Here is a 24557-nt window from a genome sequence, read left to right as displayed (position 1 = left end):
AACGGGACTCATGCCCGCCGCGTCATGCGCCCGACAACGACCTCGCCGATCAACGCCAGGGCGAGAATGGCAGCGATCCAGCGCCAGTCGAACCCGGCCCCCAGGGCGCCGAGCGCGTCCAGGAATACCACCACGATGGCCAGCGGGCAGACGTAACGGATCGCGAATCGCCACAGCGCGTGAACCGCCGAAGGCAGCCCCAGTTCCTCCTCGAGACTCTCCCGCCGCAACACGAATCCGGCCAGTATTGCCGTTCCCAGCCCGCCCAGCGGCATCAGGAAGCGCGAGGTCAGGAAGTCGAGCCAGTCGAAGAAGTGGCGCCCCGCCAGCTTCCAGTCCGCGCCGACGTTGAACGACAGCATGGCGAGCGTGCTCACCACCCACAACAGGATACCGACGCCCCAGGCTGCCCTGGCACGCGATACGCCGTGGCTTTCGTTCAGCCACGCGACCGTGGCTTCGATCATCGAGATGGCGGATGTCAGCGCGGCAACGGTGAGCATCAAGAAGAAGATCGTCTCGATCACGCCGCCCAGCGGCATCTGCTGAAACGCCAGCGGCAGGCTCATGAAGATCAGCCCCGGGCCGGAGGCCGGGTCCATGCCGTTGGCGAAGATCACCGGGAAGATCGCCAGCCCGGCCATCAACGCCACCAGCGTATCGCAGATGGCGACCATCAGCGTGGTACGACCGATGGACTGGCCGGCCGGCAGATAGGCGCCATAAGTCAGAATGGCGCCGGAGGCCAGCGACAGGGTGAAGAAGGCATGCCCCATCGCGGCCAGTACCGCTTGTCCGGTGAGCTTGCCGGGATCGAAGGCAAACAGAAAATGCACCCCGGCCCCGAAGCTGCCGGAAAAGAACGCATAGACGATCATGATCACCAACATGATCACCAGCCCCGGCATCATCCAGCGCACGCTGCGTTCGATACCCGCCTGCACGCCCAGTCCCACGATCGCCATCGTCGCCAGCGTGACCAGCGTGCTCCAGAACCCCAGGTTCCAGGGGTTGGCGTTGTTGGCGCCGAAGATCGCCGCCATGCCTTCGACACTATCGGCACTCAGGCCGCCGCTGAGCGACTTCCACAGATAGGAGACCGCCCAGCCGGCGACCACGACATAGAACGACAGGATCATGAAGCCGCACAGCATCGCCATCCAGCCGAGCCCCGACCACAGGCCGCTGCGCCCGGATTCTCTCGCCACCCGGCGGATGGCGTCGATCGGGCTGCCCCGCCCGCGTCGCCCCAGCGCAATCTCGGTCATCATCACCGGCACGCCGATGGCGGCGATGCACAGCAGATAGACCATGACGAACGCCCCGCCGCCATACTCGCCGGTCATGTAGGGGAACTTCCAGATGTTGCCCAGGCCTACCGAAGAGCCGGTCGCCGCCAGGACGAAGCCCCAGCGTCCCAGCCACAGGTTCTTGGGTGATGCGATTGCGGTCATGCTTCCTCGTCGTTCCAGTGGAAGGCCTGATCGAGTCAGGCCCTATCAAGCCCGGATCCGGCGCAAAGAGTCGCCCATGACGGGCGGAAGTGTCCCGATGACGGGCAATGCGGCGGGGGATTGTAGCGTCGACGAGGCCTATGCGCGACCGCCTCATGGTTGGTGCGATGCCGGGGCTTGTGCAAAGCTTGGCACACGACGATGATCCAACCCGTTCGGTGGGTGTTTCATTCCAGACAGAGCTTCGCAAGGAGATTCCGATGTCCCGGCACTTCGCCATTCTGGGGTTGGGCTATTTCGGCAGTACCGTCGCGCGTGAATTGAAACGCCACCAGAACCAGGTGCTGGGCGTCGACTCGGACGACACCCGGGTCGACGCCCTCTCGGACATCCTCGATCACGCCGTGATCGCCGACCTCACTGACGAAAAGGCGCTGGGCGAGCTCTCGCTGGACGCCTACGATGTCGTCGTCATCGCTGTCGACGACGACGTCGAGACCAGCGTGATCTGCACGCTCCACGTCAAGGAACTGGGCGCGAAGGAGATCTGGGCCAAGGCGGACTCGGATTCCCACTACAAGCTGCTCAAGCGCCTCGGTGCCGATCGCGTGGTCTACCCGGAATACGATGTCGGTGTGCGGGTGGCGGAGAGTCTCAACTACCATGCCATGGTCGATTTCATTCGACTGGGCGAGCGCCAGTTCATCGTCGAGATCGAGACCACCGAACGCCTGCTCGAAAACGCCACCAGTGTCGCCAGTCTCGCGCTCGATCGCGATGCGCTGTTTCTGGTCGCCATCAAGCGTGGCCAGGAGGTGCTCCACAATCCTTCCGACGAGACCCCGCTGCAGACCGGCGACAGCCTGATCCTGATGGGCGATCTGCAGGCCCTGCGCGAGATCGGCAAGCAGATATGAATTCCCCGATGCCCACCCACTCCGATCCCGGTTCGGAGCTGCCCTCGTGAGACGCTGGCAACGCCTGAAACAACCTTTTCGCCGCTCGCCTCATGGCGGGGTCATTCGGCTGTCGCCGCCGGAAATCCTGCTGATCGGCTTTGCCCTGCTCTGCGCTCTCGGCGCGCTGCTGCTCTGGCTACCCGGTAGTGCAACGCACTCCCTGGCCTGGCACGAAGCGCTGTTCACGGCGACCTCCGCGGTCACCGTCACCGGCCTCAGCGTGATCGATATCGGCCAGGACCTGACGTTCGTCGGCCAGCTGGTGGTGCTGGTGATGATCCAGATCGGTGGCCTGGGATTCATGACCTTCGCCGCCCTCACGGTCCTGCTGCTGGGAACGCGTCTGCCGTTGAGTCAGCAGAATCTCGTCCGCGAGGCGCTGGGCGAGATCGCCTTCAGCGACATCCGCGATCTGATCAAGCTGGTCGTCGCCTTCGCGTTGCTCACCGAGAGCGTCGGCACGCTGTTGCTGGCGTGGCACTGGGTCCCCGAGTACGGACTGAAGGCAGGCCTGTGGCACAGTCTCTTCCACGCCGTTTCCGCATTCAACAACGCCGGCTTCTCGACCTTTACCGATAGCCTGATTCAGGAAGCGGGCAGCCCACTGGTCAACGGCGCGGTGACGCTGATGTTCATCGTCGGCGGCCTCGGCTTCGTGGTGGTGAGCGATCTTTATCGCCACCGCCGCTGGTCGCGCCTGGCCATGCAGACCAAGGTCGTGCTGCTGGCCACGTTCTGGCTCAACGTGATCGCCACCACGATGCTGCTCGGGCTGGAGTGGTCCAATCCCGCCACCCTCGGCGGGCTGGGCGACCTCTTCACCAAGGTGCAGGCGGCCTGGTTCCAGGCCGTCACGCCGCGTACGGCCGGCTTCAACACGCTGGAGATCGGCTCGCTCACTGATGCCTCCACCCTCCTCGTCATGCTGCTGATGTTCATCGGTGGCGGTTCGAGCTCCACCGCCAGCGGCATCAAGATCACCACGTTCGTCGTGCTGTTGCTGACCGCCCGGGCGTTCTACCGCAATACCGAACACCCCACGGCCTTCGGCCGCTCGATGACTCAGGAAACCGTGATCAAGGCGATCACCGTCGCGCTGGCCGGGGTTTTGCTGGTCGTCCTGACGCTGTTCGGCCTCACCATCACCGACGGCGACCATTCGTTCCTCGATCTGGCCTTCGAGACGGTTTCCGCGTTCGGCACCGTGGGGCTGTCCCGCGGCATCACCAGCGATCTCTCGCTGCCCGGGCAATTCCTGCTGGGCCTGACGATGCTGCTGGGTCGTGTCGGGCCGCTCTCGGTGGGCTATTTCCTCGCCACTCGCCAGGCGAAGGGCGTGCGCTACGCCAAGGGTGAAATTCAGATCGGCTAATGATGGATTCAGACGCTCGAGACCGCGTTCACAGCGCTCGCGAGGCGAGTTGCCAGGCGACCAGCAGCATGATCGCCCCGACGGTGATATCGATGCCCTGCCACCAACGCGGATTCTGCAGCCGCGGCGACAGCCAGTGAGCCAACCCCACCAGCCCGAAGAACCAGATCAGCGAAGCCAGAGATGCCCCGGCCACGAATCCCGCCGGACTGGCCTGCTGGCCACCGATGATACCCAGCATCACCACCGTATCCAGATAGACATGCGGGTTGAGCAGCGTCACGCCCAGCGTCGCGATCACCACCGGCCTGGCGCTAGCGAGACTCATGCCGGTCTCGGGCACGTGGTTCACGGCCAACGCGATGGACTCAGGGCGGGCGACGCGCTTGAACGCCACCAGCGCCTGCCACACGAGCCAGGCCACGCCGCCCCATCGCGCCAGCAGCAAGAGCACGGCGCTGGAGGTGATCAGCGGCCCGAGCCCCGCCACCCCGGACGCGACCAGCAGCAGATCGCACACCGCGCAGATGCCCGCCACCAGCCAGCCGTGCTCGCGGCGGAGGCCCTGGCGCAGGACGAACGCATTCTGCGCGCCGATGGCCACGATCAAGCTGGCGCCGATCAACAGGCCGTGAAGAAGAGAATTTCCCACTATCGTGATCTCGAAAAGGCAGCGGTTCGCATCATGCCGAGAAATCGACTATTAATAAAAATGAACATGTTAATGAGGCATTAGAAAATTTGATGCTGGACTACAAACTTCTGGAGGCCTTGGCTGCCATCGTCGATCAAGGTGGGTTCGACCGCGGCGCGCAGCAACTCAATCTGACCCAGTCGGCAGTCTCCCAGCGCATCAAGTTGCTGGAAGCGAGACTGGGGCAACCGGTAGTGGTCCGTACGCCCCGGTTAATGCCTACCCCGCTGGGCCAGCGGCTGCTGAATCACGCTCAGCAGGTGCGTCTGCTGGAGCATGATCTTCTCGACAGGATTCCGGCACTCGGCGAGGGCAAGCATCGTCTCAGGCTGGCGCTCAACGCCGACAGCCTGGCGACCTGGTGGGCGCCGACGCTGGGTGACTTCTGCCATCGACGCGGCGTCCTGCTCGACCTGGTCGTGGACGATCAGGAAGTGGCGCTGCGCCGCATGCGCGACGGCGAGGTGGCCGGCTGCATCTGCGCCACCGCACGTCCGGTACAGGGCGCTCGTGCCCGCGCGCTCGGGTCCATGCGTTATCGGGTCATGGCCAGCCCCAGGTTTGCTGATCGCCATTTCGCCGAGGGCGTGACCCATCAGGCGCTGGAACTGGCGCCCGCCATTCTCTATGGCCCGGACGATCGTCTGCACCAACGCTATCTCGATTTCCATGGTTTCAAGGATCCGTTCCCGCATCACCTGTGTCCGTCGTCGGAAGGCGTGCTGCACATGGTGCTTGCCGGTATCGGCTATGCCTTGATCCCCGAGAGCCAGGGGGCCGATGGATTGGCCCGAGGCGACCTGGTCGACCTCGATCCGCAGCGACCGCTGGACGTGCCGCTGTACTGGCACTTCTGGCGCCATGGCGGTGAACTGCTCGATGCGCTTACGGCCCACCTCGTTTCCGCTGGCGACAATTGGCTGAGAGCCCCGGAAGCGTCGTCGGCTGCCGTTGGCTGAAAACGCCCTCGTCGCACAATGGCGACAGGATTCCTCTTGATAACCAATGGCTTGAAGATCAGCAGGCACGGTCTAGAATGAATGGCAAGTCAAATGGACGATGCCACCATGAATGCGGGAAACCACGACACAAGGAGTGAGTGACATGATGCAGACAGCCACCAGAACCCCGGTATGGATGGCCCTGGCCGGACTGCTTACACTAGGCGCCCTTGCCGGCTGCGCCAGCGACAGCAGTTCGATCGAGAAGGACACTACCGATTATGTCGTGACCGGTTTGGGCGATGATCAGGACGAGGCACTGGCCAACGCCAAGGAGCGCGCCCTGGAACAATGCGAGTCTCAGGATCGTGACGAGTTCGTGATCGTCGAACAGGACATGATGGGACCGAAAGACGGCGCCAGCAAGGCGGCCAATGCCAACGACCAGCTCGAAGGCGCGACCGTCGACGAAGACACCGAACTTCAGGCCGCCACGCAAGAAGGAGATGGTTACAAGGCCACCTGGACGATCCGCTGTCGCTGAATTCTGACCCAGTTCCCAACCAGACAAGATCATCGAGCCCCGCCGGTCAAACGACCGCCGGGGCTTTCTACGCTACGCTCGGCGCAGGTTTTCCACGCTCTCGACCTTGTCATCCATGCGCTGCTCCCGATCCGTGCGGGTTCCCATCTTCAGCGTCGTGGTAATTCTCGGCGCGCCCATGGCATGCACCTCCTCGTGGCAGGCCTTGACGACGGCCATCACCTCGTCCCACGGGCCTTCGATATTGGTGCCATAGGCATGCATTCGATAATGGAGCCCCGAAGCCTCGATCACGCGCTGGCATGCCGCCACGTGAGGCGATACCGATACGCCGACCCCTAACGGGACGACACATAGATCAACGATGACGTGCATTTTTCCCTCCTGTGTCGATTTTTCAACTTGATCGACATCAACTATGCATATTTTGGCCTAAGGTTCACTGTGAGTCGTTAGACGAGCCAAAAGAGGCCATCGAACGCCAATCGTCTGGAAAGGCATGACCGAGCCTAGACTATTGCGCCAATAGCGCTAGGCTTATTGACGGTAAAGCCGTTAGCACGCAATGTATCAACGCTGATGAAGTCGTCTAACAATAGGGAACAGGGACAGTGGAGCGTCACGTTTCCAGGCCATGGCTTGACTCTTCGGACTGTTTTCAATCGAGTGGAAAATGACCGAACAAATGCGTCAGCGCGGTCGAACCCGCAAGTCAACGGGTCGTTTTTCGCCGTTCAACCGGAGTGATAGCGCCGGATGGCCAGGGTACGTTACGCGCCCCTTGCTAGGAAAAACCATGACCAGTAATACACCAATCGCCCCAGTCGCACTGCCCGACACTCGCGCTCGTCACACCATCGAGAAAATGCTGGAAGGATCCGGTGTCACCCTCAACGGCGACCAGCCATGGGACATTCGCGTCCACCACCCCGACCTGTTCTCCCGGGTCGTCCGCCAGGGTTCCATCGGCTTCGGCGAAGCCTACATGGACGGCTGGTGGGAGTGCGACCGTATCGACGAAATGATTCACCGACTGCTCCGTCATGGGCTTGGCGGCGTCGCCCATACCACCAAGGAGCGCGTCGTCTACAAGCTGCAGTCGAGCTTCGTGAACCTGCAGAGCAAGGCGCGGGCCTACATCGTCGGCAAGGAGCATTACGATTTCGGTAACGATCTTTTCACCCGCATGCTCGACGAGACCATGTGCTACTCCTGCGGCTACTGGAAGGAAGCCCGGACGCTGCACGAAGCGCAGGTCGCCAAGCTCGATCTGGCCTGCCGCAAGCTTGGTCTCGAACCCGGCATGAAAGTGCTCGATATCGGCTGTGGCTGGGCAAGCTTCGCCGAACACGCGGCCCGCCATTACGGCGTCGAAGTCACCGGCATCACCATCTCCGAAGAACAGGCGAAGCTGGGCCGCGAGCGTTGTGCCGGCCTGCCGGTCGAGATCATTCTCGAAGACTATCGCGAGCTCAGCGGCGAATTCGACCGTATCGTCTCGATCGGTATGTTCGAGCACGTGGGTCAGCGCAACTACGCCACCTACTTCGACACCGTCAAGCGCCTGCTGAAGCCGGGCGGCCTGTTCGTGCTGCATACCATCGGTTCCAATACCAATGAAGTCAGCATCGACCCCTGGATCAACAAGTACATCTTCCCCAACGGCATCCTGCCCTCGGTTCAGCAGATCGCCGATGCCAGCGAAAGCAAGCTGGTCATGGAAGACTGGCAGAATTTCGGCGCCGACTACGACACCACGCTGATGGCCTGGCAGGAGAACCTCCTCGCCCATTGGCACGAGATCGCCGGTAACTACAGCGAACGCGTCAAGCGGATGTTCCTCTACTACCTCGGCTCCTGCGCTGGCGCCTTCCGGGCAAGAGACATCCAGCTGTGGCAGGTGGTTTACTCCAACGGCCGTGGCGGACGTTACGACTCGCCGCGTTAATTCGAGCTACGAGCTACGAGCTACGAGCTACGAGCTACGAGCTACGAAAGTTATTGAAGATGCAACTCACATGAAAGAAAAGGGGCCTGCCACAGCGGCAGGCCTCTTTTCTTTGGTTCAGCGCTGCAAGCGTCACTAAGGCTGACACTAAGCCGCTATCATGGGCTTTGCCACCCCAACGACGCCTTCCAGAACGGCGCTGAACGACTATCGCCCGTGCCGGGTCTTGCGTCATGGATGACGCAAGAGGCGCGTGGGGCATGGATGCCCTTTCGCGCCGACCCGAGCGCGGACGATTGGCGTTCAGGGGTTCGCCGTCTGTGGCGTCAAAAAGGGGAGCGCGAGGGGCTTGCCCCTCGCAATCACGAGCGAGAGGGTGGTTAAGGCTCGGCCAGTAGTAAGCCGATCCTATCGAATCTAACCATAAGTCCATTATCTCCAGGCCCACCAAAGCGGGCCTTGCCGATTACTCCACCGCCGCCGGGGTCACATGAATCCCGAACAGGCTCGCCTCGCCTTCGCCGCGCCCCGTTTCCTCGGGTGAGACCTGCCGACCTTCCCGCACGATGACGTGACCGCCCTGCCCCTGTTGCCCGCCGATCACGCTGCCGACCAGGTAGGTGGGGAAGATGCTGGGGTCATTCTCGTAGTTGGGGTTGTGGATCAGCCCGATCATCTGGAAGCGTCCGCGGGTATTGCGCAGCGACTCCAGCGAGTCCTGGATCAGGCGCCGATGCGAGAGCTTGGAGAACAGGCCGTCGAGCAGGATGACGCTCTCGCGGCTGGCGCGGGCACGACGCTTGTGGCTACCCGGCAGTTCGCGCAGTTCCCGTTCGATGGCGAACTCGGAGAGCTTCACTAGCCACATCAGCGAAACGGCCTCGCGCTGGCCTTCCGACATATCCTCGTTGAGCGAGAACAGCCGGCCGTGTGGACGAATGGCGTCGTGCTTGATGCGAATGGTGACGTCGCGGAACAGGCCGCGATAGATGCGCCGGCGAATCTGGCGGGTCAGATCGTCGTCGCGACCGCCCCTGGCCTGTGTCCCGTCACCCGCCTGCTCGAGCCGGCGACGCTGCACAGCGAGATGGGCGTCGATGTCGGCCAGCAGTTGATGGATCAGCTCACGCACCGACTCGTCGGCGATCAGATCCGCCTTGACCTCGAAGTAGGCACCGCCATCGGCGGAGCGGCGGGCTACCCGACGCAGAATTTCCAGGTTGCCGGCGGCGTCGATGATGATCGAGCTGAGACGCTCGACGAGTGTGTCCTCGATCTGCTCGCGGGAGGCATGCAGCCGCGTCACCCGGCTGCGATGCTCGTTGAGCTGGCCTTCGAGCTGGCGATGGAGGCCGCGCAGCGACTCCAGCGCTTCCGGCGTGACGCCTTCCAGCGTACCCAGCCGGGCGCGCTCGGACTCGTTGAACAACCGGCTGGCACTGGCCGCTTCCAGCGACGATGCCAGCGCCTTTTCCCTGGCCGCCACGTCCCGTGCCTGGCGCTCGCGATTGCGCGCGCGCTCGCCCAGATTGAGACTGCCGAGCCCATCGAGCAGCGTCTGCTGATAGGTTTCGAGTGCTTCCAGCTCGAACGGCTGAACGCTCGCATCCGCGCCGGAACCTTCATCAAAACCTTCACCAGAACCTTCGCTGGAGCCATCGAGCGGTGCGGCCTGCCAGCGCCGCCACTCGGCCATGGCAGCATCGAGACGTTCGGCCTCGGCGTGATCGGACGGCCAGCCGGCGCGGCCATCGGCCAGCGCCCGTTCGGACCAGCCTTCCGGTAGCTGCCGCAGCACTTCGAGCCACGCTACCGCCAGTTGATCGGTTACGTTGAGTGCCTGCTGGTGGCGAGCGAGACGCGAGTCGATCTCGCTCTGTTCGCGGGTGTTGCGCTTGCGCTTGTCGCGCGTGTCGTTAAGCAACTGTTTCACCCGGCCGATATCCCGCTCGAGGGTGCGATTGCCGCCTTTTTCGTCACGTACCTGAAGGAAGGCGCGAATGCGGGCGAAATCGAAATCGGCACGCCGGCTGGCCTGCGCCAGCGCCGCGGTCAGCTCCGCTTCCCGCGCTTCGGCCCGATCCATGAATGCCGGGCCGCCCTCGGCAACGAACCGATCCAGACGACGCAGGCGCTCGCGCTCGCCGTCGGCGAACAGCCCGCTCAGTTGCTCGCGGCATTGGCTGCGCCGCTCGTCGAGCGCCTCGCTGCGCAGCGTCAGCTCGACAACGCGCTCGTCCAGTTCGGCGATCTCTTCGAGCAACGCTTCCAGGCTGGCATCGATTTCGCGCAGACGCTCGACCCCGCCGGCCTCGGCGAAGCGTTCCGCCGCCAGCCAGTTGCTGCCATGCGTCTCGAGCTCGCGAGCTGCCTGTTCACGCTGCGGCTGCAGCGTTTCGAGTCTTTCCGCGGCAAGTTCGCGCGCTTCCCGCGCCTCTTCCAGCGCCCGCTCGCCGCCCTCTTCGAGATATCGCTGGTAGTCATCGATTGATTTCAGCGCCGCTTCGCTCAGCCGAGGCGTCAGTGCCTCCTGCTCCGCTTCTGTCTCCATGCGCTGCGTTTCCAGCGCGGCCAGGTGCAACTCGGCCTCTTGCTCCAGCGCTTCCGCCGCCTGCAGGGCCAGACGGAAACGCTCGCCGTGAGGATCGAGTCGGGATATCTCTTCCGTCAGCGCCTGCTGGCGTTGCCGGTCGATCTCGAGCCGCTGCTGGGTCTCTTCACGCAGCGCCGTGAGAAAGGCCGGGTCCAGCGCCGCCTTCACCGCCAGCGTCTCGACGCCCTGTACCGCCCCCAGCGGCAGCTCGCCCTGCTCCAGGAGCGCCAGCAGACGTTCCGCTTCCAGCACCGGCACGCCGCAGCCGGCATCGATCAGGCACTGGGAGGCTTGCCGCGCTGCCTCCTCGCCTTCGACGACCGGCGCGAACAGCTGGCCGGCGGCCTGCGCCAGCCACTCGCGACGCCGTTCGTCGTCGGCGTCGCCGCCGGAGAGCACCTCGTGCAGCGCGCGGAAGCCGATCTCGCGGGCCTCCAGCAGTTGATGCGCCTGGGCTTCTGCCGCCTGTCGCGCCAGCGGATCGCCGCTAAGGCTCTCCAGGTAGCGCTCGCGAGACTCGATCGTCTCGGCCAGCGTCTCGGCCTCGCGCAGCAGGCGTGGATAACGCGCCTTGGCATCCTTCAACCAGGCCTGGGGAGCGGCGTCGCCGCCGACTTCGCGGAACTGGCGATAGGCTTGATCCAGCGCCGCGAACTGGGCGGACTCCTGCGCGATGCGATGCAGCTGGTCCTGACACTCGCGGGACTGGCGATAGAGCGTATCGCGCAGGTGTACCGGCGAGGCATCGCCATGCCAGTGCCGATAGCGCTCGGCCGAATCCGCCAGCGGCGTCAGTCGATCCAGCCGAGCGGCGGCGTCGCTACTCTCCCGCCGCGCCTGGGCCAGCGTCTGCTCGAGTTCCGCCAGCGCGTTCTTGCGCTCGCTCCAGAAGCCGATCGCGGAGGCGTCCGGCCAGCCTTCGACGAACGTCTGCCAGGCTTCGCGGCCGGCCTGTAGCGGCCCCAGCTCGCCTTCCAGGCGCTGGCGCTGCTCGCGGCGCGCCTGCAGGGTTTCCCGCAGCGAATTGCGCTGCTCGTCGAGCGCGGTCCACTCGTCGTTCCATTCGGCGAGCTGCGTTTCCAGCGTCTCCTGCCGTTCGCTCTTCAGCGCCAGCAGCTCGCCCGGGGTCGTGTCGGGATGTTCGCGAACGAACTCCTCGTGCCACTGCGCCGGCTGCTTGAGTTCGCCCAGCCGGCCGAGATGATCGGCGTGCGCCTTGCGCGCTTCGGCGAGCGTCGATTGCGCGGCGTCCCGCGTGGTCTCCGGCGCTTCCAGCTCGGCCTCGCTGAAGAGCCCTTCGGCCAGGGCCTGGGTGTAGACGCTCTGGTTATCGATGAAGTCGCGCTGGCGCGATTCGAGCTGTTCGCGCTCCTGCTCCAGCCGCTCCATCTCCTCGTCGAGTTGTTCGGCATCGAGACGCAGCGAACGACGATACTCGCGGTCGGCGATCACCTCCTCCCGGAAGCGGTTGCCGTCCAGCCCTTCGAACGCTTCGGCGGCATCCTCGAGCAGACCGAGCGCCCGGTAGCGCGCGGCGTCGTCGTTGAAGGCGTGGCTGTCGGCGAGCCAGGCACGCGCCTGGTCGAAAGCGACGTGACCGATATCGCGCCCACCGATCCAGCCGGCCGTCGGCAGGTGAACGAGCCGGCGGTGGGTATCGACCCGCGCCCCGCGTTCGGAAAGCGCCTGACGCACGTTACGCTCCGCCTGGCGGGTGAGTCGCGCCAGCAGCCAGGTGGAGACTCGCGGCCGCTCGATATCGCCGATCGCCCAGGCGAAGCCAACGACGGCCTCGTCGATCTCCCGGTTCGTGTCGTCGCGGTCATTGTCGTCGCGGTCATTGTCGTTGCGACCATTACTGTCACGACCATTGTCGTCGCGATCAGCGTCACGACCCGGCAGCCCCGGCAGCGGCGCCAGCGCCTGGCCCCCCAGCAGACGCTCGGCCTCCAGCAGTGCCGCATCCTGCATGATGAGCTGGCTGCGCGCTTCGAGCAGCGCCTCGCCCTCCTGGTCGAGCGATGCCAGCCGTTCGACCTTCTCGTCGGCACGCTGCTGGTCGCTCTCGGCTTCGGCGAGGCGATGGCGCAGCTCGGTGATACGCGTCCCCGAGTGCAGGATGACATCTTCGATCAGCTCTTCTTCTTCATCAGTCTCGCCGCGAGTGGCCCCGGAGAGAATCTGCGGTGCCAGCACTTCGTAGAAGAACGCCTGGTCGGCCTTCTCGCCGGCACGCGGTTTGATGGCGTTGAAGATCTGGCTCTTGTCGGCGCCGCCCTCTTTCTGAAACGCCGCCAGCTGCGCCAGCTCGCGCCGGGAGATGTGCGCGCCCACCGCTTCCAGCCACTCTTCGCGGTTGTGGGCTCGTGTGGCGCCATGGTTTCGCAGCATGCTCTGGAAATCGGCATTGGGGTAGAGCGCCAGCTTGCCGTCGCGGGTGACGTGATGCACCGGCACGTCGGCCAGCTTGCCGGGATAGTGATAGAACGTAAGCCCGCTGCCATCGCTGTAACCGTACATGCCGAAGACGAAGGTCTCGCCGGCGACCTCTTCTCCGGCCGCCGCGAGCATGTCCTCCTGCTGGGCATCGCCCCCCTGGGCGCGGAATTCGACGCGTAGATGGGTCCAGCTGCGGCCCTCGCCGTTGACCTTCGACGGCGAGCACTTGCGCCGGGTGCGCGTCAGCAACTGCCGATCCCGCGAGAGCATGCCGATCAGCGCTTCGGCCATGGTGGTCTTGCCGAAGCCGTTCTCCATGCTCACCGCGCTCGACTGTCCACGCAGATCGAGCAGCAGGTGGCGCATCTTGGCTTCCCAGGGCGAGGCGATATCACCGTGCTTGTTGAGAAGGTTGGCGATTTCGATACGGTTGATGACGCTCACCGGCGATTCTCCCCAGGCTCGTCCATGGAATGGCTTGTGACATCGGATGTCGATTCCTCGGCCGCCTTGCCGGCATCGACGTCGGCTCGATCCGTCTCGAACAGGTCGGCTTCCTTGTGCGCCTCGTTCTCGGCCGGCGAGGCCGTCTCGGGAACGTCGCCGTCGACTTCCGTGCCGCCAGGCGCTTCGTCGTCGAGGTCTGCCCGAGGCGTCGAATCGGCGTCCTCCTGGGCCGAGGTCAGTTCGATCAGGTGCGTCAGGTGATGCACGCCGATCTGCTCGGCTTCCAGCGCACCGAGCAGCGTCTGCTGCCAGACATCCTCGTCGCCGGCCTCGCGCACCATATCGAGATGACCGGCACGGGCCAGCAGGTCGATGAAGGCCTTCACCCGCCGGGGAATGTCTTCACCCCGCTCGTCGAGCAGGACGCGACTGTTCTCCGGCGCGCGGTCTCCCAGCCCCCGCAGGGTCTCGAGTTGATCGCGAACCAGTTCCACCAGCTCGCGGGGCGTGAAGGTCGCCTCCTGGTAGCGGCTGACGTCGGACAGCGCGCGATTCAGGCGGGTGTAAATCAGCGTATGCAGCAAAAGCCACAGCTGCAGATACCACAGCGCCAGCTCGGCGCGGCTCTCCTGGCGCAGCTTGAGTGCCTCGAACACCGGTTCGCGGGTGTAGAGCGGCGGCTGCTCGAGCTCCGGGTCCGGCAATAGCGCGAAGAAGCGCGAGCCCGGCGCGATCCCGGGATAGTCGCCGGATTCGAACGCCTTGAGACGCAGCCCCTGCCCGGCAAGAAAGTCTCGTAGCGCCTCGCGCTCGTTCTCCTGGGCGTCGTCGATCAGCGCGCAGACATCGCGCTCGGAGAGCTGGCCTTCGCGCGCCGCACGGCGCTTGCGGCCGCCGCTGGGCACGCTTTCGGCAGTGCGGTAGCGCAACAGGTACGCGACGACTTCGCCCATTTCCATCATGTTCATAGGTCAAACTTCCTGTTCTTCTGTCGTCGTCTCGAGCAGACGCAGCGAGGGCGTGACGGCACCTTCGATGCGCCGGCCGTCGGGGAGCTCGATCGAAAAGGGGGTCTCGTCGATCCCGACGCTGAGCCGGGTATCGAGCAGTTGGGTATCGACGAAGGTGTTGAGCAGCTGCGGCAGGCAGTCCAGGATTTCGGCGTTGGCCGAATCCGAACCCGACTCGAAGTGGTGCCACCCTTCGCTGAGCGCGTCGGGTAGCGACAGCGGCGCCTGGCGCAGGCGCTGGCGCAGTGCCGGGCCGCGGGCCTTGAGGTAGCGCGCCAGCAGCGGATCGGCGCTGGGCTTGTCACGCGTCTCGTCGAAGACCAGCGCCGCCCCGCTGCGCTCGGCGCGGCGGGTTTCGACCAGCGGCAGCAGCGTTTCGACGCGAGGCATCACCACTGCCGTTCCCAGCGGCATCATCCGCGCGACGACCGCTTCCTGCAGGCGCCTGGGCGGCGGCGAGACCAGCAATCGGTGCGCCAGCCCGGCGAAATCGATCACGCCCATGGACTGAATCCGGCCCTCGGCGATGTCCGACAACAGTTCGGAAAGCCGCCGCGACAGGTTTTCGATGGCGTTCAGCACGCGGCCGATGGCGCCGGAGAGCATCCGCAGGTCCCACTCCTCTTCCTGGCGCTCGGCCCAGTTGTCGAACTGGGCGATCAGGGCGGGCGTGGCGAGCTGCGCGCGGGCGCTGAGCAAGGTGCTCTGAATCGTGCTCAAGGCATTGTGATAGTGGCGCTCGTTGTCCATCAGGGCGGCCAGCTTGCCTTCATGAGTGGGGTTCTCGCGCACCCGACGCAGCTCCTGGGTCAGCGCACGAATCGCCATCAGGATCTGCTGGGTGATATCGGGCACGCGCGCATAGTCCCCGCGGGACAGGGCAGCGACGACCTTGGCGGCATCGTATTCGGAGTAGAGCAGGTCTTCGACCTGGCTCGCCAGGGTGACCGCCTGGCGGCCGCTGGGCGTCAGCCTGACCTGGCCGGTCTGGCCCTGCTTCTCGATCAGCGCGGTGCGCTTGGTGCTGCGGCCGCCGCGTATGCCCGGCGCTGCGTCGTCGTCATCGGACTCCTCCCTGTCGTCGCGGCTCGCCTGCCATTCGCGGTAGTGGATCTCGCTGGGTGTCGCCAGCAGGTTGATGACGAAGCTCAGGTCGTCGGCGGGCAGGTCGGGGTAATCCCCGCGCAGGTGGGCCAGACAGCGGCGTTGGGTGACGAAGGCGCTGTTGGTGGCGAAATCCACCTCCAGCAGATAGTCCAGCAGCAGGCAGCCCAGATCGAGCCAGTAGCCGTCGCGCAGGCCGCGGCGCTGCTCCTGCGTTACCTGCACGAAAGGCGAGCCCGGCTCGTGGGCGCTGTCATGTAGATCCAGCAGCCGCGTCGTCGCGACCAGCAGCTTGTTCCAGGCGGTCATGTCGACTCCAGACGGGGAACAACGAAGGAAAGCGCCGCATTATGCCAAGGTTGCTCTGCCGGGTCATGGCGATCCGAGTAACGATCTCGTCATTGAATGCTATGGTAAGGAACGCCCTTTATTCACGCGTCATCGGGAGAATTTCATGAATTACCGTCGTCTCGGCCGTACCGGCCTCAAGGTTTCCCCGTTGTGCCTCGGCACTATGACCTATGGCACGCCGCGGTGGCGGGACTGGGTGCTGGACGATGCCCAGAGCCGCCCTTTCATTCAGCAGGCGCTGGATGCCGGCATCAATTTCTTCGATACCGCCGACATGTACTCCGACGGCGAATCGGAGCGCGTCGTGGGCAAGGCGCTCAAGGATTTCGCGCGCCGGGAAGAGGTCGTGCTGGCGACCAAGGTCTACAACCCCACCGGCAACAAGTCCCCCAACGAGCGCGGGCTGTCGCGCAAGCACATCCATCACGCCATCGATGCCTCGCTCGAGCGCCTGGGGATGGATTACGTCGATCTCTACCAGACCCATCGCTGGGATTACGACACGCCGATCGAAGAGACCATGGAAGCGCTCCACGAGGTCGTCAAGGCAGGCAAGGCGCGCTATATCGGCGCTTCCAGCATGCACGCCTGGCAGTTCGCCAAGGCCCAGCATGTCGCCGAGCGCAACGGCTGGACGAAATTCGCGACCATGCAGCCGATGGTCAACCTGATCTATCGTGAGGAAGAGCGCGAGATGATCCCGCAGTGTCTGGATCAGGGCGTGGGCGTCATCCCCTGGAGTCCGCTGGCCCGCGGCATTCTCGCCGGCAGCAAGCCGGTGGGCAGCGAAGGCAGCACCACGCGCGCCAAAAGCGACGAGCAGATGCGCAACTGGAAGCTGGGGCTCGATCGTGACGCACCAGTGATTGAAGCGCTGCAACAGGTCGCCGAGGCAAGAAACGTCTCGCCCGCCCAGATCGCGCTGGCCTGGGTGCTGCAGAAGCCGGGGATCACCGCGCCGATCATCGGCGCCAGCAAGTCGCATCACCTGGACCAGGCGCTGGGCGCGCTGAAGATCACGCTGACGGCAGATGAAATCGAAACGCTGGAAGCCCCCTACGTGCCGCACGAGGTCGTGGGCTTCGAATAGTTGTGGGCTTCGAATAGTCGTGGGCTTCGAGTAAGCGTTCGCAGGAGCCGGCCCGGCCCGAGTGGCGGATCGCCATAGGCAGTGGCATCATGCGATGAGTTGTCGAAAGATCGTCATGGTCCCCAGAAATAGCGAGGTAGTGCACGCTAATGTTTGAGAAGATCGAGCGCGTCCCCGGGGATGCCATCCTCGGGCTGATCGAAGCTTACAATCAGGATCCCAACCCGCAGAAGGTCGACCTGGGTGTCGGCGTCTATCGGGATCCGAATGGCAATACGCCGATCATGCGGGCCGTGAAACAGGCTGAGGCGCGTCTGCTGGAAAGCGAGAAGACCAAGAGTTATATCGGCTCTCACGGCGATCCCCGCTACGGCAAGGCGATTCTTCCGCTGGTGCTGGGTGCCGGCTCGCCGGTACTGGCCGCCAACCGGGCCAGCGCCACTCAGTCGCCGGGCGGCACCGGCGCGCTGCGTCTGGCGGCGGACTTCATCCGCACCCAACTGCCAGGCAAGAGCATCTGGCTCTCCAACCCGACCTGGCCGAACCACATTGGCATCTTCGAAGGCGCCGAGATCCCGATTCAGCGTTATCCGTACGTCGACAGCGACAACCGTCTCGACTTCGACGGCATGCTGGCCGCGCTCAAGCAGATCCCGCAGGGCGATGTCGTGCTGCTGCACGCGTGCTGCCACAACCCGTCCGGCTTCGACCTGAACCAGGATCAGTGGCGCCAGGTGCTGGCCGTGGTTCAGGAGCGCGGCTTGCTGCCGCTGGTCGATTTCGCCTACCAGGGATTCGGTGACGGCCTGGATGTCGATGCCTTCGGCGTGCGCCTGCTGGCCGAGAATCTCGACGAGATGCTGATCACCAGTTCCTGCTCGAAAAACTTCGGCCTCTACCGCGAACGTACCGGCTGCCTGATCGTGATCGCCAGGACCGCCGAGCAGATGGAGAACGTGCGTTCGCAGATGGCGATCGTCGCCCGCGAGAACTACTCCACGCCGCCGTCGCACGGCGCCGCCATCGTGATCGACATTCTCGAATCCGAAGAGCTGACCCAGCTCTGGAAGAGCGAACTGACCGAGATGTGCGATCGCATCAATTCGCTGCGTCGCGAGCTGGTCGATTCGCTCAAGCCCTATGGCCTGGATCAGCGCTTCGCCCACGTGGCGGAACAGCGCGGCATGTTCTCCTATACCGGTCTTTCCACCGAGCAGGTCAAGCGCCTGCGCGACGAGTTCAGCATCTACATGGTGGGCTCCGGTCGCGCCAACGTCGCCGGCTTCACCAGCGAGAACCTGCCCTACGTGGCCAAGGCGATCGCTGCCGTCGTCGACTGAACTCGGTTCAGCACCGGCAGTAGACCGAAAAATCCCGGCCTAGGCCGGGATTTTTTTTGCCCCCCGCGACGATCTCGCGAGGGTCAGAGTCGCCATGTCATCACTCGGCCAGCGTGTCCGATCCCATCGCCTGCTCGAAGCGTTCCCGGGTCACGCCACCGGCGTCCGCCTCGTTGAGTTGCTGGAACATCGTCTGCCGCTCGGCGCTGACCGCTTCATCCTCGTCGATGACGCCGCTACCATCGACATCCAATTGATCGAAACTCAAGGCATTGGGCCGTTGATCGACCGGGGTCTGTGCGCCGCCATCGGTGAAGCCGGCGTTTTCCCGCCCGACCCCGCCGGACTTCTCGATCGATTCGTGATCGACCTGGGAGGCATTGGCGGGGGCCTCCGGCTCGCCGCTGTCCTGCTTCACGTTCAGCCCCGAGCTTTGCGCCGGTGTCGAGTCCTCCTCCATGGCCGTGGCGTCCTGAGCCCAGGCCGGCAGCGCCAGCAGGCCTGCCACCAAGCCGGCACCCAGGCCCGATAACATGGCCTTTCTCATCATTCGTGTACGCATCGCTGATCCTCTTGAAACGGTGACGCTTTGACCCGTGGGCTCGGCAAAAATTCGCCGGGGCCGAATTTCGGCATCGTATCGCAAGGTTCGGGCCGGATGCCCGCCCTAAGCAGGCGGACGTCCGGCGCCCTGCGCGTCGTCCCACAGGGGGCTGGCGTCACTCGTCCCAGCGAGGGGCAAAGGAGGGATTGGCTTGACGGTCGCCGCGATCGAGACGGTTGATCTGCTCGATCTCGTCGTCGCTCAGGCGGATGTTCATCGCCTCGATATTCGATTTCTGGTTGGCCGGCTTGGTCGAGGAGGGAATCACGATGATGTCGCGCGCCGCGATCCAGGCCAGCGCGATCTGTGCCGGAGAGGCGTCATGCGCCTGCGCGATGCGCTTGAGTACCGGGTCGTCCATCACCTTGCCCACCGCCAGCGGCATGTAGGCCGTCACTTCCAGCCCCTTGGACTGACAGTGTTCGACCAGCTTGCGATTGGCGAGGAAGGGATGCACCTCGATCTGGTTGGTCACGATGTTTTCACCGCCCGGCAGTGTCAGCGCCTCGTCGATCTGGCCGATGGTGAAATTGGACACGCCGATATGCCGGGTGAGCCCGCGGGCACGCGCCGCATCCAGCGCACCGATGGTATCGGCCATCGGCACTTCGCCGTTGGGGGATGGCCAATGGATCAGCACCAGATCGAGCCGGTCGAGACCGAAGTTCTCGAGGCTCTGTTCGATGGCTGCGGTCAACTGTTTCGGTTCGAGCTTGTCCCACCAGATCTTGGTAGTGACGAACAGCTCGTCACGCGCAATGCCGCTCTGACGAATCGCCTTGCCCACCGCGACTTCGTTTTCATACATCTGAGCGCTGTCGAGATGACGATAGCCGAGTTCGAGGGCGGACGTCACCGAGTCGATCACCGCCTGCTCCTTGAGACGATACGTTCCCAGGCCGGGTTGCGGCAGAATATGACGTGCCATGAATGCTTTCTCCTTGAGATGAAAAGTCAGTCGAGGCCAGAGCGCAGCTCCAGCAGTGCAGACCAGCAGTACAGACAAATTACAGTTACGGATAACTACCGGCGTCTTCAAGCCTCTTCCGAGGGCTTGTCCGAATATCGGGCACGCCAGGCACGGCCATGCACCGTCGGTTTTCGGACAGGCCCCATGCACATGCTAGACTGAAGTCCGATTTCCCGCCCGGATCGAGGCATGCCCAATACCCAGCCGAGCTCCTCCGATAACCATCCCGAGGGCCAGCATCTGGTACTCGTCGGCAACGGCGATTCCCATCTTCACGTGGCCGCCCACGCCGAGCGCCTTGTTGCCCATGGCGCTCGCGTCACACTGGTGACGCAACAGGACTTCGCTTTCTCGGACTGGCTCGGCGGGATGCTGGGCGGCGAGTGGCAGCACGAAGACGTTCGCTTGCCGGCGGACCGCATCGTCGCCCACGGCGGCGCCCATGTTCGCGCCGAGGTGATCCAGGTCGAGCGCCAGAAGCGCCGAATCACGCTCGGTGGCGGCCGTCAGCTCGATTACGACTGGCTGTCGCTCGACCTGCCGCCCGTTCTCGACGAGCATGCCATTCCCGGCTTCTATAGCGCCAAAGGCGTGTTCACCGCTGCCGCCGACGATCTCTGGCAGTTACGCCAGCAGCTGGAAACCCGTCTTGCCAACGCTACGGGCTCGCTTCCCGCCGTCGCCGTCATCGGTGGCGGCCCTGCCGGTGTCGAACTCGCGGCCAACCTGCTGGCGCTGGGTGAACGCTATGGCCGCCGGCTTCCGGTCACCCTGATCGGTAACGACCGCCGCCCGCTGCCCGGCGCCTGCCAGCGGGCCAATCGCTGGCTGATGAAGCGGCTGCTGCGCCGAGGCTTGCGTCTGGAACTGGTCGCGACGGCGACCCGCTACGATCGACATCAACTGATATTGGACGATGGCAGCGCGGTCGATGCCGATCTGCTGCTGGTCACCGACCACCTGCAGCCTTCACCGGCACAGGCTCTCTTCGACCTGACGCCTGACGAGACGGGCCACCTCGACGTCGACCTCATGTTACGCAGCCGTGAGGATTCGCGACTGTTCCTGGCCCGGGAGACGCCGCCAGATCGCGATCATCCGCTGACGACACGCGAGCGAGCGGCACTGCTGCTGGAATCGCTGGATCAGACACTCAGCGGCGAGCCCCGGACGCTGCGCTACGATCAATTCGAACGCTGGAAGGCACTCAATCTGGGCGATCTCCGCGACATCGCCTGGCGCGGCTCGCTATGGTGTCGCGGCCGCTGGGTCCGGCGCTGGAAGCATCGCCGAGATCGCCGCGAGGTGGCGCACTACCTGGGCAACGCATAGCCGCGAGATATTGCCCGCGCGGGCTGTTGAACACCTTCCCGAAAACGGCAGCGCATAACGCACGATCCCGGCGCCAGGGCCGGGATCGCGTCTATCGAACCACTTGCTTCAGGCGAGGCTCATGGCCCGAGCCTCGTTACTGGCGGATGCCTTCCAGCACCACATAGAGTTCCAGTGTACGCATCGACTCGGGGAAAGCGCTCATGTCGATATCGTAGTCGGCCAGGTTGAGCTCCGTCGTTGCCTCGAAGCCCTGGCGGTAGCCGCCCCACGGGTCGTCGCCGCCGCCGATATGATCGACCTCGAACGTCACCGACTTGGTGACGCCATGGATCGTCAGGTCGCCGGTCATCTCGGCCTCGTCACCGTTGTCGTCGACATCGAAGCCGGTGGACTTGAACGTCGCCTGCGGGAATTCGCTCGCGTCGAGGAAGTCACCGCTCAGAATGTGCTTGTTCCGCTCGGCGTGGTTGGTTTCCAGGCTGTTCACATCCACGGTGACATTGACGCTGGCGTCGTCCGGCGACTCGGGATCGTAGCTGAAGCCCCCGTCGAACGACTTGAAGTCGCCCAGAATGTACGAATACCCAAGATGGCTGATCTTGAACTGGATGAAGGCGTGTTGACCCTCGGTGTCGATCTGGTAGTCGGCGGCCTGGGCCAGCGGCATTGCCGAAGCGGCGGCGATCAGCGTTGCCAGTGCAGTCTTCTTCAACATCGTCATGCTCCTCGAAGCGGTTTGAGTCATCTTGCCAAACGGTCCGGTCCTGGCGACGGCAGCCGACGGCCAGGCCGGAAATGAAATCCTCAGCGGCGTCTGGCCGCACGGGAGGTCAACATGCGGGTCAGCGTATCCTGACGATCCACCCAGTGATGCTTGAACGCTGCCAGCCCATGACCGAGTGCCAGAATGACCAGCGCCCAGGCCGCGTACCAGTGTACGTCGCCTGCCAGCACAGCCTGATCCGGCAGCCCCGAGACCAGCGCCGGCACCGTGAACCAGCCGAACACGCTGATCCCCTCGCCTTCCGCCGTGGAAATCAGATAGCCGGAAATCATCACCACGAACATCAGCGCATAGATCAACCCGTGCCCGACATGCGCCGCCCATTGCTCCAGCGGTTTGCCATGGGCGGCCGGTGTCGGCTGCACCAGTCGCCAGACGACCCGAAAGACGCTGACCAGCAGCACCACGATGCCGATCGATTTATGCCACCACGGCGCCAAATGATACCAGTGATCGTAGTAGCCCAGCCCGGTCATCCACCAGCCCAGCGCGAACAGGCCGAAAATCGCCAGCGCGCTCGCCCAGTGAACGGCAATGCTGACCCATCCCCAACCCGATCGCGTATTTTTCCACACGGTACGTTCCCCCGTTGTTCTTCACTCAGCATACGGTTTGCCGGACAGGAAGCTAGGCCGGGATTCGTAAACCGATTAGTGACGAAAGGGAAACAATAGCCTCGCACATGATCAGATTACGACGAAGAGCAGCTATAGAGCGCGGAAAAACAGGGGGATAGAGCAAGGCCATCGGCAACCCGATGGCCTTGGCAACTCACTTGTCGAAGATACTCGTTGTCGACTTCTTGGATACTTTTGCTGCTTTCTTCTCTTTTGCGGTGAGAAGGGGTTTCTTCTTGGTATTCTTTTTACGATCTTGCCCTTTACTCATGACGGGTTCCTCATAAAGTCAATTTAGCGAACCTGATGGCTGCGGCGATTCACTGACTTTTTCAGACAGCCAGACTGTTGTGGCAAACTCAGTATGGCCCCATGCATGAGCGATAGATAGACGTAGCCGGCCGGAACTCGTCGGACAGAAACGACAAGGCTCCAGCGAAGACGCCGGAGCCTTGCCTGCCATCGGAAAGCCGCTGCCAAGGGCATTCCCCGAGCCCGGCACCCGATTTTCGAAGACGACGAACCGAGCCCGTTCAGCCGCCTAGAGCAGATTCAATCCGCGTTCGAGATCGGCCTTGAGATCGTCCAGCGTTTCCAGCCCGACGGCGATGCGAATCAGGCCATCACGGATGCTGGCGGAAGCGCGCTGTTCGTCGGTGAGACGGCCATGGGTGGTGGTGCCAGGGTGAGTGATCGTCGTCTTGACATCGCCCAGGTTGCCGGTGATCGACATCACGCGCGTATTATCGATGACCTTCCACGCGGCCTCCTGGCCGCCCTTCACCTCGACCCCCATGACCGCACCGAACCCCTGCTGCTGGCGCTTGGCCAGCGCATGCTGCGGGTGACTATCGAGCCCGCTGTAATAGACGCGCTCGATGGCGGGCTGGGACTCGAGCCATTCCGCCATGGCCTGTGCGTTGCGGCTATGCGCCTGCATGCGCAGGCTGAGCGTCTCCAGCCCCTTGAGGAAGATCCAGGCGTTGAACGGGCTCATGCAGGGGCCGCAGGTACGCACCACGCCATAGAGCTGTTCGAGCTCCGCATCGCGCCCGACCACGGCGCCGCCGATCGCCCGGCCCTGACCGTCGAGGTATTTGGTGGCGGAGTGGATCACCAGATCCGCGCCCAGATCCAGCGGCCGCTGCAGTGCCGGGGTCAGAAAGCAGTTGTCGATCGCCAGCAAAGCACCATGACGGTGCGCCAGTTCGGCCAGCGCCGCAACGTCGACCAGCTCGTTGAGCGGATTCGATGGCGTCTCGGCGAACAGCAGCCTGGTCTTCGGCGTGATAGCCGCTTCCCACTGCGCCAGGTCGTTGAGCTCGACATAGCGCGGGACGACGCCGAACTTGGCCAGGTACTTGTCGAACAGCGCGATGGTCGAGCCGAACACCGAACGCGAGACGATCACCTCGTCGCCGGCCTTGAGTAGCGCCAGTACGGTGGAGAGAATCGCCGCCATGCCGGAGCTGGTGGCGACACAGCGCTCGCCGCCTTCCAGCGCCGCCAGACGCCGCTCGAAATTGCGCACCGTCGGGTTGGTGAAGCGGGAATAGACGTTGCCCGGCTCCTCGCCCTTGAACTTGCGCGCCGCTTCCGCCGCGCTGCCGTAGACGAAGCTGGAAGTCGGGAAAATCGGCTCGCCGTGCTCCTGTTCGTGGGTGCGCTCATGTCCCGCACGAATCGCCAGCGTCTCCAGGCCTAACGTTTCCAGCCCCGGCGTTTCCAGACCCGGTGTTTCCAACCCCGGCGTGGGGGCGTCGTCAAAACTCATCCTTCAGCTCCTGAAAAACAAGGGAGCCTCGGATTAACGTCATGAGCGCAGGCAAGACAAGGCAAAAATCAACGAAACAGCGGAGTTTACGAGGGTGTAAATGAGCCTTCTGAGTTGATTTTTAACACCGTATTGCCCGGCGGAATAGTTAATCAGAGGTTTCCAAGATCCCGTGAGAGCCCGGCAC

Annotated in this window: 19 protein-coding genes; 8 read left to right on the top strand and 11 right to left on the bottom strand. The window is 63.9% G+C overall.

Features of this window, described 5'->3' with window-relative positions; translation table 11 throughout:
• Nucleotides 1-8: 8 nt before the first annotated feature.
• A complete protein-coding gene (locus tag CCD76_RS07980) occupies nucleotides 9-1454 on the bottom strand; it encodes a sodium-dependent transporter (protein WP_087718995.1) in 1446 nt (481 codons plus the stop codon).
• A gap of 260 nt (nucleotides 1455-1714) precedes the next feature.
• On the opposite strand from CCD76_RS07980, the gene CCD76_RS07975 reads away from it, so the two are divergent.
• Complete coding sequence (locus CCD76_RS07975) at nucleotides 1715-2371, top strand: potassium channel family protein (RefSeq protein ID WP_179208876.1); 657 nt, start codon at nucleotides 1715-1717, stop codon at nucleotides 2369-2371.
• Nucleotides 2372-2417: 46 nt separating this feature from the next.
• A complete protein-coding gene (locus CCD76_RS07970; protein WP_087718993.1) occupies nucleotides 2418-3785 on the top strand; it encodes a TrkH family potassium uptake protein in 1368 nt (455 codons plus the stop codon).
• Nucleotides 3786-3813: 28 nt separating this feature from the next.
• Here CCD76_RS07970 and CCD76_RS07965 read toward each other — a convergent pair whose 3' ends face one another.
• Nucleotides 3814-4437: a LysE/ArgO family amino acid transporter gene (locus CCD76_RS07965; RefSeq protein WP_087718992.1), complete on the bottom strand. Its 624-nt coding sequence runs from the start codon at nucleotides 4435-4437 to the stop codon at nucleotides 3814-3816.
• A gap of 92 nt (nucleotides 4438-4529) precedes the next feature.
• Between CCD76_RS07965 and CCD76_RS07960 the strand changes: the two genes are divergently transcribed.
• Both CCD76_RS07960 and CCD76_RS07955 read left to right on the top strand, forming a co-directional pair.
• Nucleotides 4530-5438 carry a LysR family transcriptional regulator ArgP gene (locus CCD76_RS07960; protein WP_087718991.1) on the top strand — a complete coding sequence of 303 codons (909 nt, stop codon included), beginning with the start codon at nucleotides 4530-4532 and terminating at the stop codon, nucleotides 5436-5438.
• Nucleotides 5439-5583: 145 nt separating this feature from the next.
• Nucleotides 5584-5964 carry a hypothetical protein gene (locus tag CCD76_RS07955; protein WP_087718990.1) on the top strand — a complete coding sequence of 127 codons (381 nt, stop codon included), beginning with the start codon at nucleotides 5584-5586 and terminating at the stop codon, nucleotides 5962-5964.
• Between the two features lie 72 nt (nucleotides 5965-6036).
• Here the strand turns inward: CCD76_RS07955 and CCD76_RS07950 are convergent, their stop codons facing one another.
• Nucleotides 6037-6339 (bottom strand): MTH1187 family thiamine-binding protein, encoded by a 303-nt coding sequence (locus CCD76_RS07950; RefSeq protein ID WP_087718989.1) that lies wholly within the window; start codon nucleotides 6337-6339, stop codon nucleotides 6037-6039.
• 421 nt (nucleotides 6340-6760) lie between these two features.
• Here CCD76_RS07950 and cfa point away from each other — a divergent pair, with 421 nt between their 5' ends.
• On the top strand, nucleotides 6761-7912 hold the full coding sequence (gene cfa, locus CCD76_RS07945; RefSeq protein ID WP_071232162.1) for a cyclopropane fatty acyl phospholipid synthase: 1152 nt from the start codon (nucleotides 6761-6763) through the stop codon (nucleotides 7910-7912).
• Between the two features lie 466 nt (nucleotides 7913-8378).
• Here the strand turns inward: cfa and CCD76_RS07940 are convergent, their stop codons facing one another.
• From CCD76_RS07940 to CCD76_RS07930, 3 genes are read right to left on the bottom strand one after another with little or no spacing between them, the layout of a single operon-like run.
• Entirely contained in the window at nucleotides 8379-13388 is a 5010-nt protein-coding gene (locus CCD76_RS07940) for a hypothetical protein (RefSeq protein ID WP_087718988.1), read from the bottom strand.
• The gene (locus CCD76_RS07935; protein WP_256961206.1) at nucleotides 13385-14359 is read right to left on the bottom strand and encodes a hypothetical protein; all 975 of its coding nucleotides are present in this window, start codon (nucleotides 14357-14359) and stop codon (nucleotides 13385-13387) included. Before CCD76_RS07935 ends, CCD76_RS07940 begins: the two co-directional genes overlap by 4 nt.
• A 3-nt stretch (nucleotides 14360-14362) precedes the next feature.
• Nucleotides 14363-15814: a hypothetical protein gene (locus CCD76_RS07930; protein WP_087718987.1), complete on the bottom strand. Its 1452-nt coding sequence runs from the start codon at nucleotides 15812-15814 to the stop codon at nucleotides 14363-14365.
• A 145-nt stretch (nucleotides 15815-15959) separates the two neighbouring features.
• Here CCD76_RS07930 and CCD76_RS07925 point away from each other — a divergent pair, with 145 nt between their 5' ends.
• Nucleotides 15960-16946, top strand: coding sequence for an aldo/keto reductase (locus CCD76_RS07925; RefSeq protein ID WP_087718986.1), 987 nt, complete (start codon nucleotides 15960-15962; stop codon nucleotides 16944-16946).
• Nucleotides 16947-17095: 149 nt separating this feature from the next.
• Nucleotides 17096-18286, top strand: a complete 1191-nt coding sequence (locus tag CCD76_RS07920; protein ID WP_087718985.1) for an amino acid aminotransferase — start codon at nucleotides 17096-17098, stop codon at nucleotides 18284-18286.
• A gap of 100 nt (nucleotides 18287-18386) precedes the next feature.
• On the opposite strand, the gene CCD76_RS07915 is transcribed toward CCD76_RS07920, so the two are convergent.
• Both CCD76_RS07915 and dkgB read right to left on the bottom strand, forming a co-directional pair.
• Complete coding sequence (locus tag CCD76_RS07915; protein WP_087718984.1) at nucleotides 18387-18821, bottom strand: hypothetical protein; 435 nt, start codon at nucleotides 18819-18821, stop codon at nucleotides 18387-18389.
• Between the two features lie 184 nt (nucleotides 18822-19005).
• A complete protein-coding gene (dkgB, locus tag CCD76_RS07910) occupies nucleotides 19006-19818 on the bottom strand; it encodes a 2,5-didehydrogluconate reductase DkgB (protein ID WP_087718983.1) in 813 nt (270 codons plus the stop codon).
• A 231-nt stretch (nucleotides 19819-20049) separates the two neighbouring features.
• On the opposite strand from dkgB, the gene CCD76_RS07905 reads away from it, so the two are divergent.
• Nucleotides 20050-21192: an FAD-dependent oxidoreductase gene (locus CCD76_RS07905; RefSeq protein WP_087718982.1), complete on the top strand. Its 1143-nt coding sequence runs from the start codon at nucleotides 20050-20052 to the stop codon at nucleotides 21190-21192.
• Nucleotides 21193-21328: 136 nt separating this feature from the next.
• On the opposite strand, the gene CCD76_RS07900 is transcribed toward CCD76_RS07905, so the two are convergent.
• From CCD76_RS07900 to CCD76_RS07890, 3 genes are all read right to left on the bottom strand, one after another.
• Nucleotides 21329-21910 carry a YceI family protein gene (locus CCD76_RS07900; RefSeq protein WP_087718981.1) on the bottom strand — a complete coding sequence of 194 codons (582 nt, stop codon included), beginning with the start codon at nucleotides 21908-21910 and terminating at the stop codon, nucleotides 21329-21331.
• Nucleotides 21911-21999: 89 nt separating this feature from the next.
• Nucleotides 22000-22554 (bottom strand): cytochrome b, encoded by a 555-nt coding sequence (locus CCD76_RS07895; RefSeq protein ID WP_087718980.1) that lies wholly within the window; start codon nucleotides 22552-22554, stop codon nucleotides 22000-22002.
• A 583-nt stretch (nucleotides 22555-23137) separates the two neighbouring features.
• Nucleotides 23138-24370, bottom strand: coding sequence for an O-succinylhomoserine sulfhydrylase (locus tag CCD76_RS07890; RefSeq protein ID WP_087718979.1), 1233 nt, complete (start codon nucleotides 24368-24370; stop codon nucleotides 23138-23140).
• Nucleotides 24371-24557: the final 187 nt, after the last annotated feature.

This window comes from Salinicola salarius, from assembly GCF_002179555.1.
In the GTDB taxonomy this organism is placed as follows: domain Bacteria; phylum Pseudomonadota; class Gammaproteobacteria; order Pseudomonadales; family Halomonadaceae; genus Salinicola; species Salinicola salarius_A.
The sequence above is the reverse complement of the archived record's forward strand: the minus strand, read 5'-3'. Positions and strand labels throughout refer to the sequence as shown.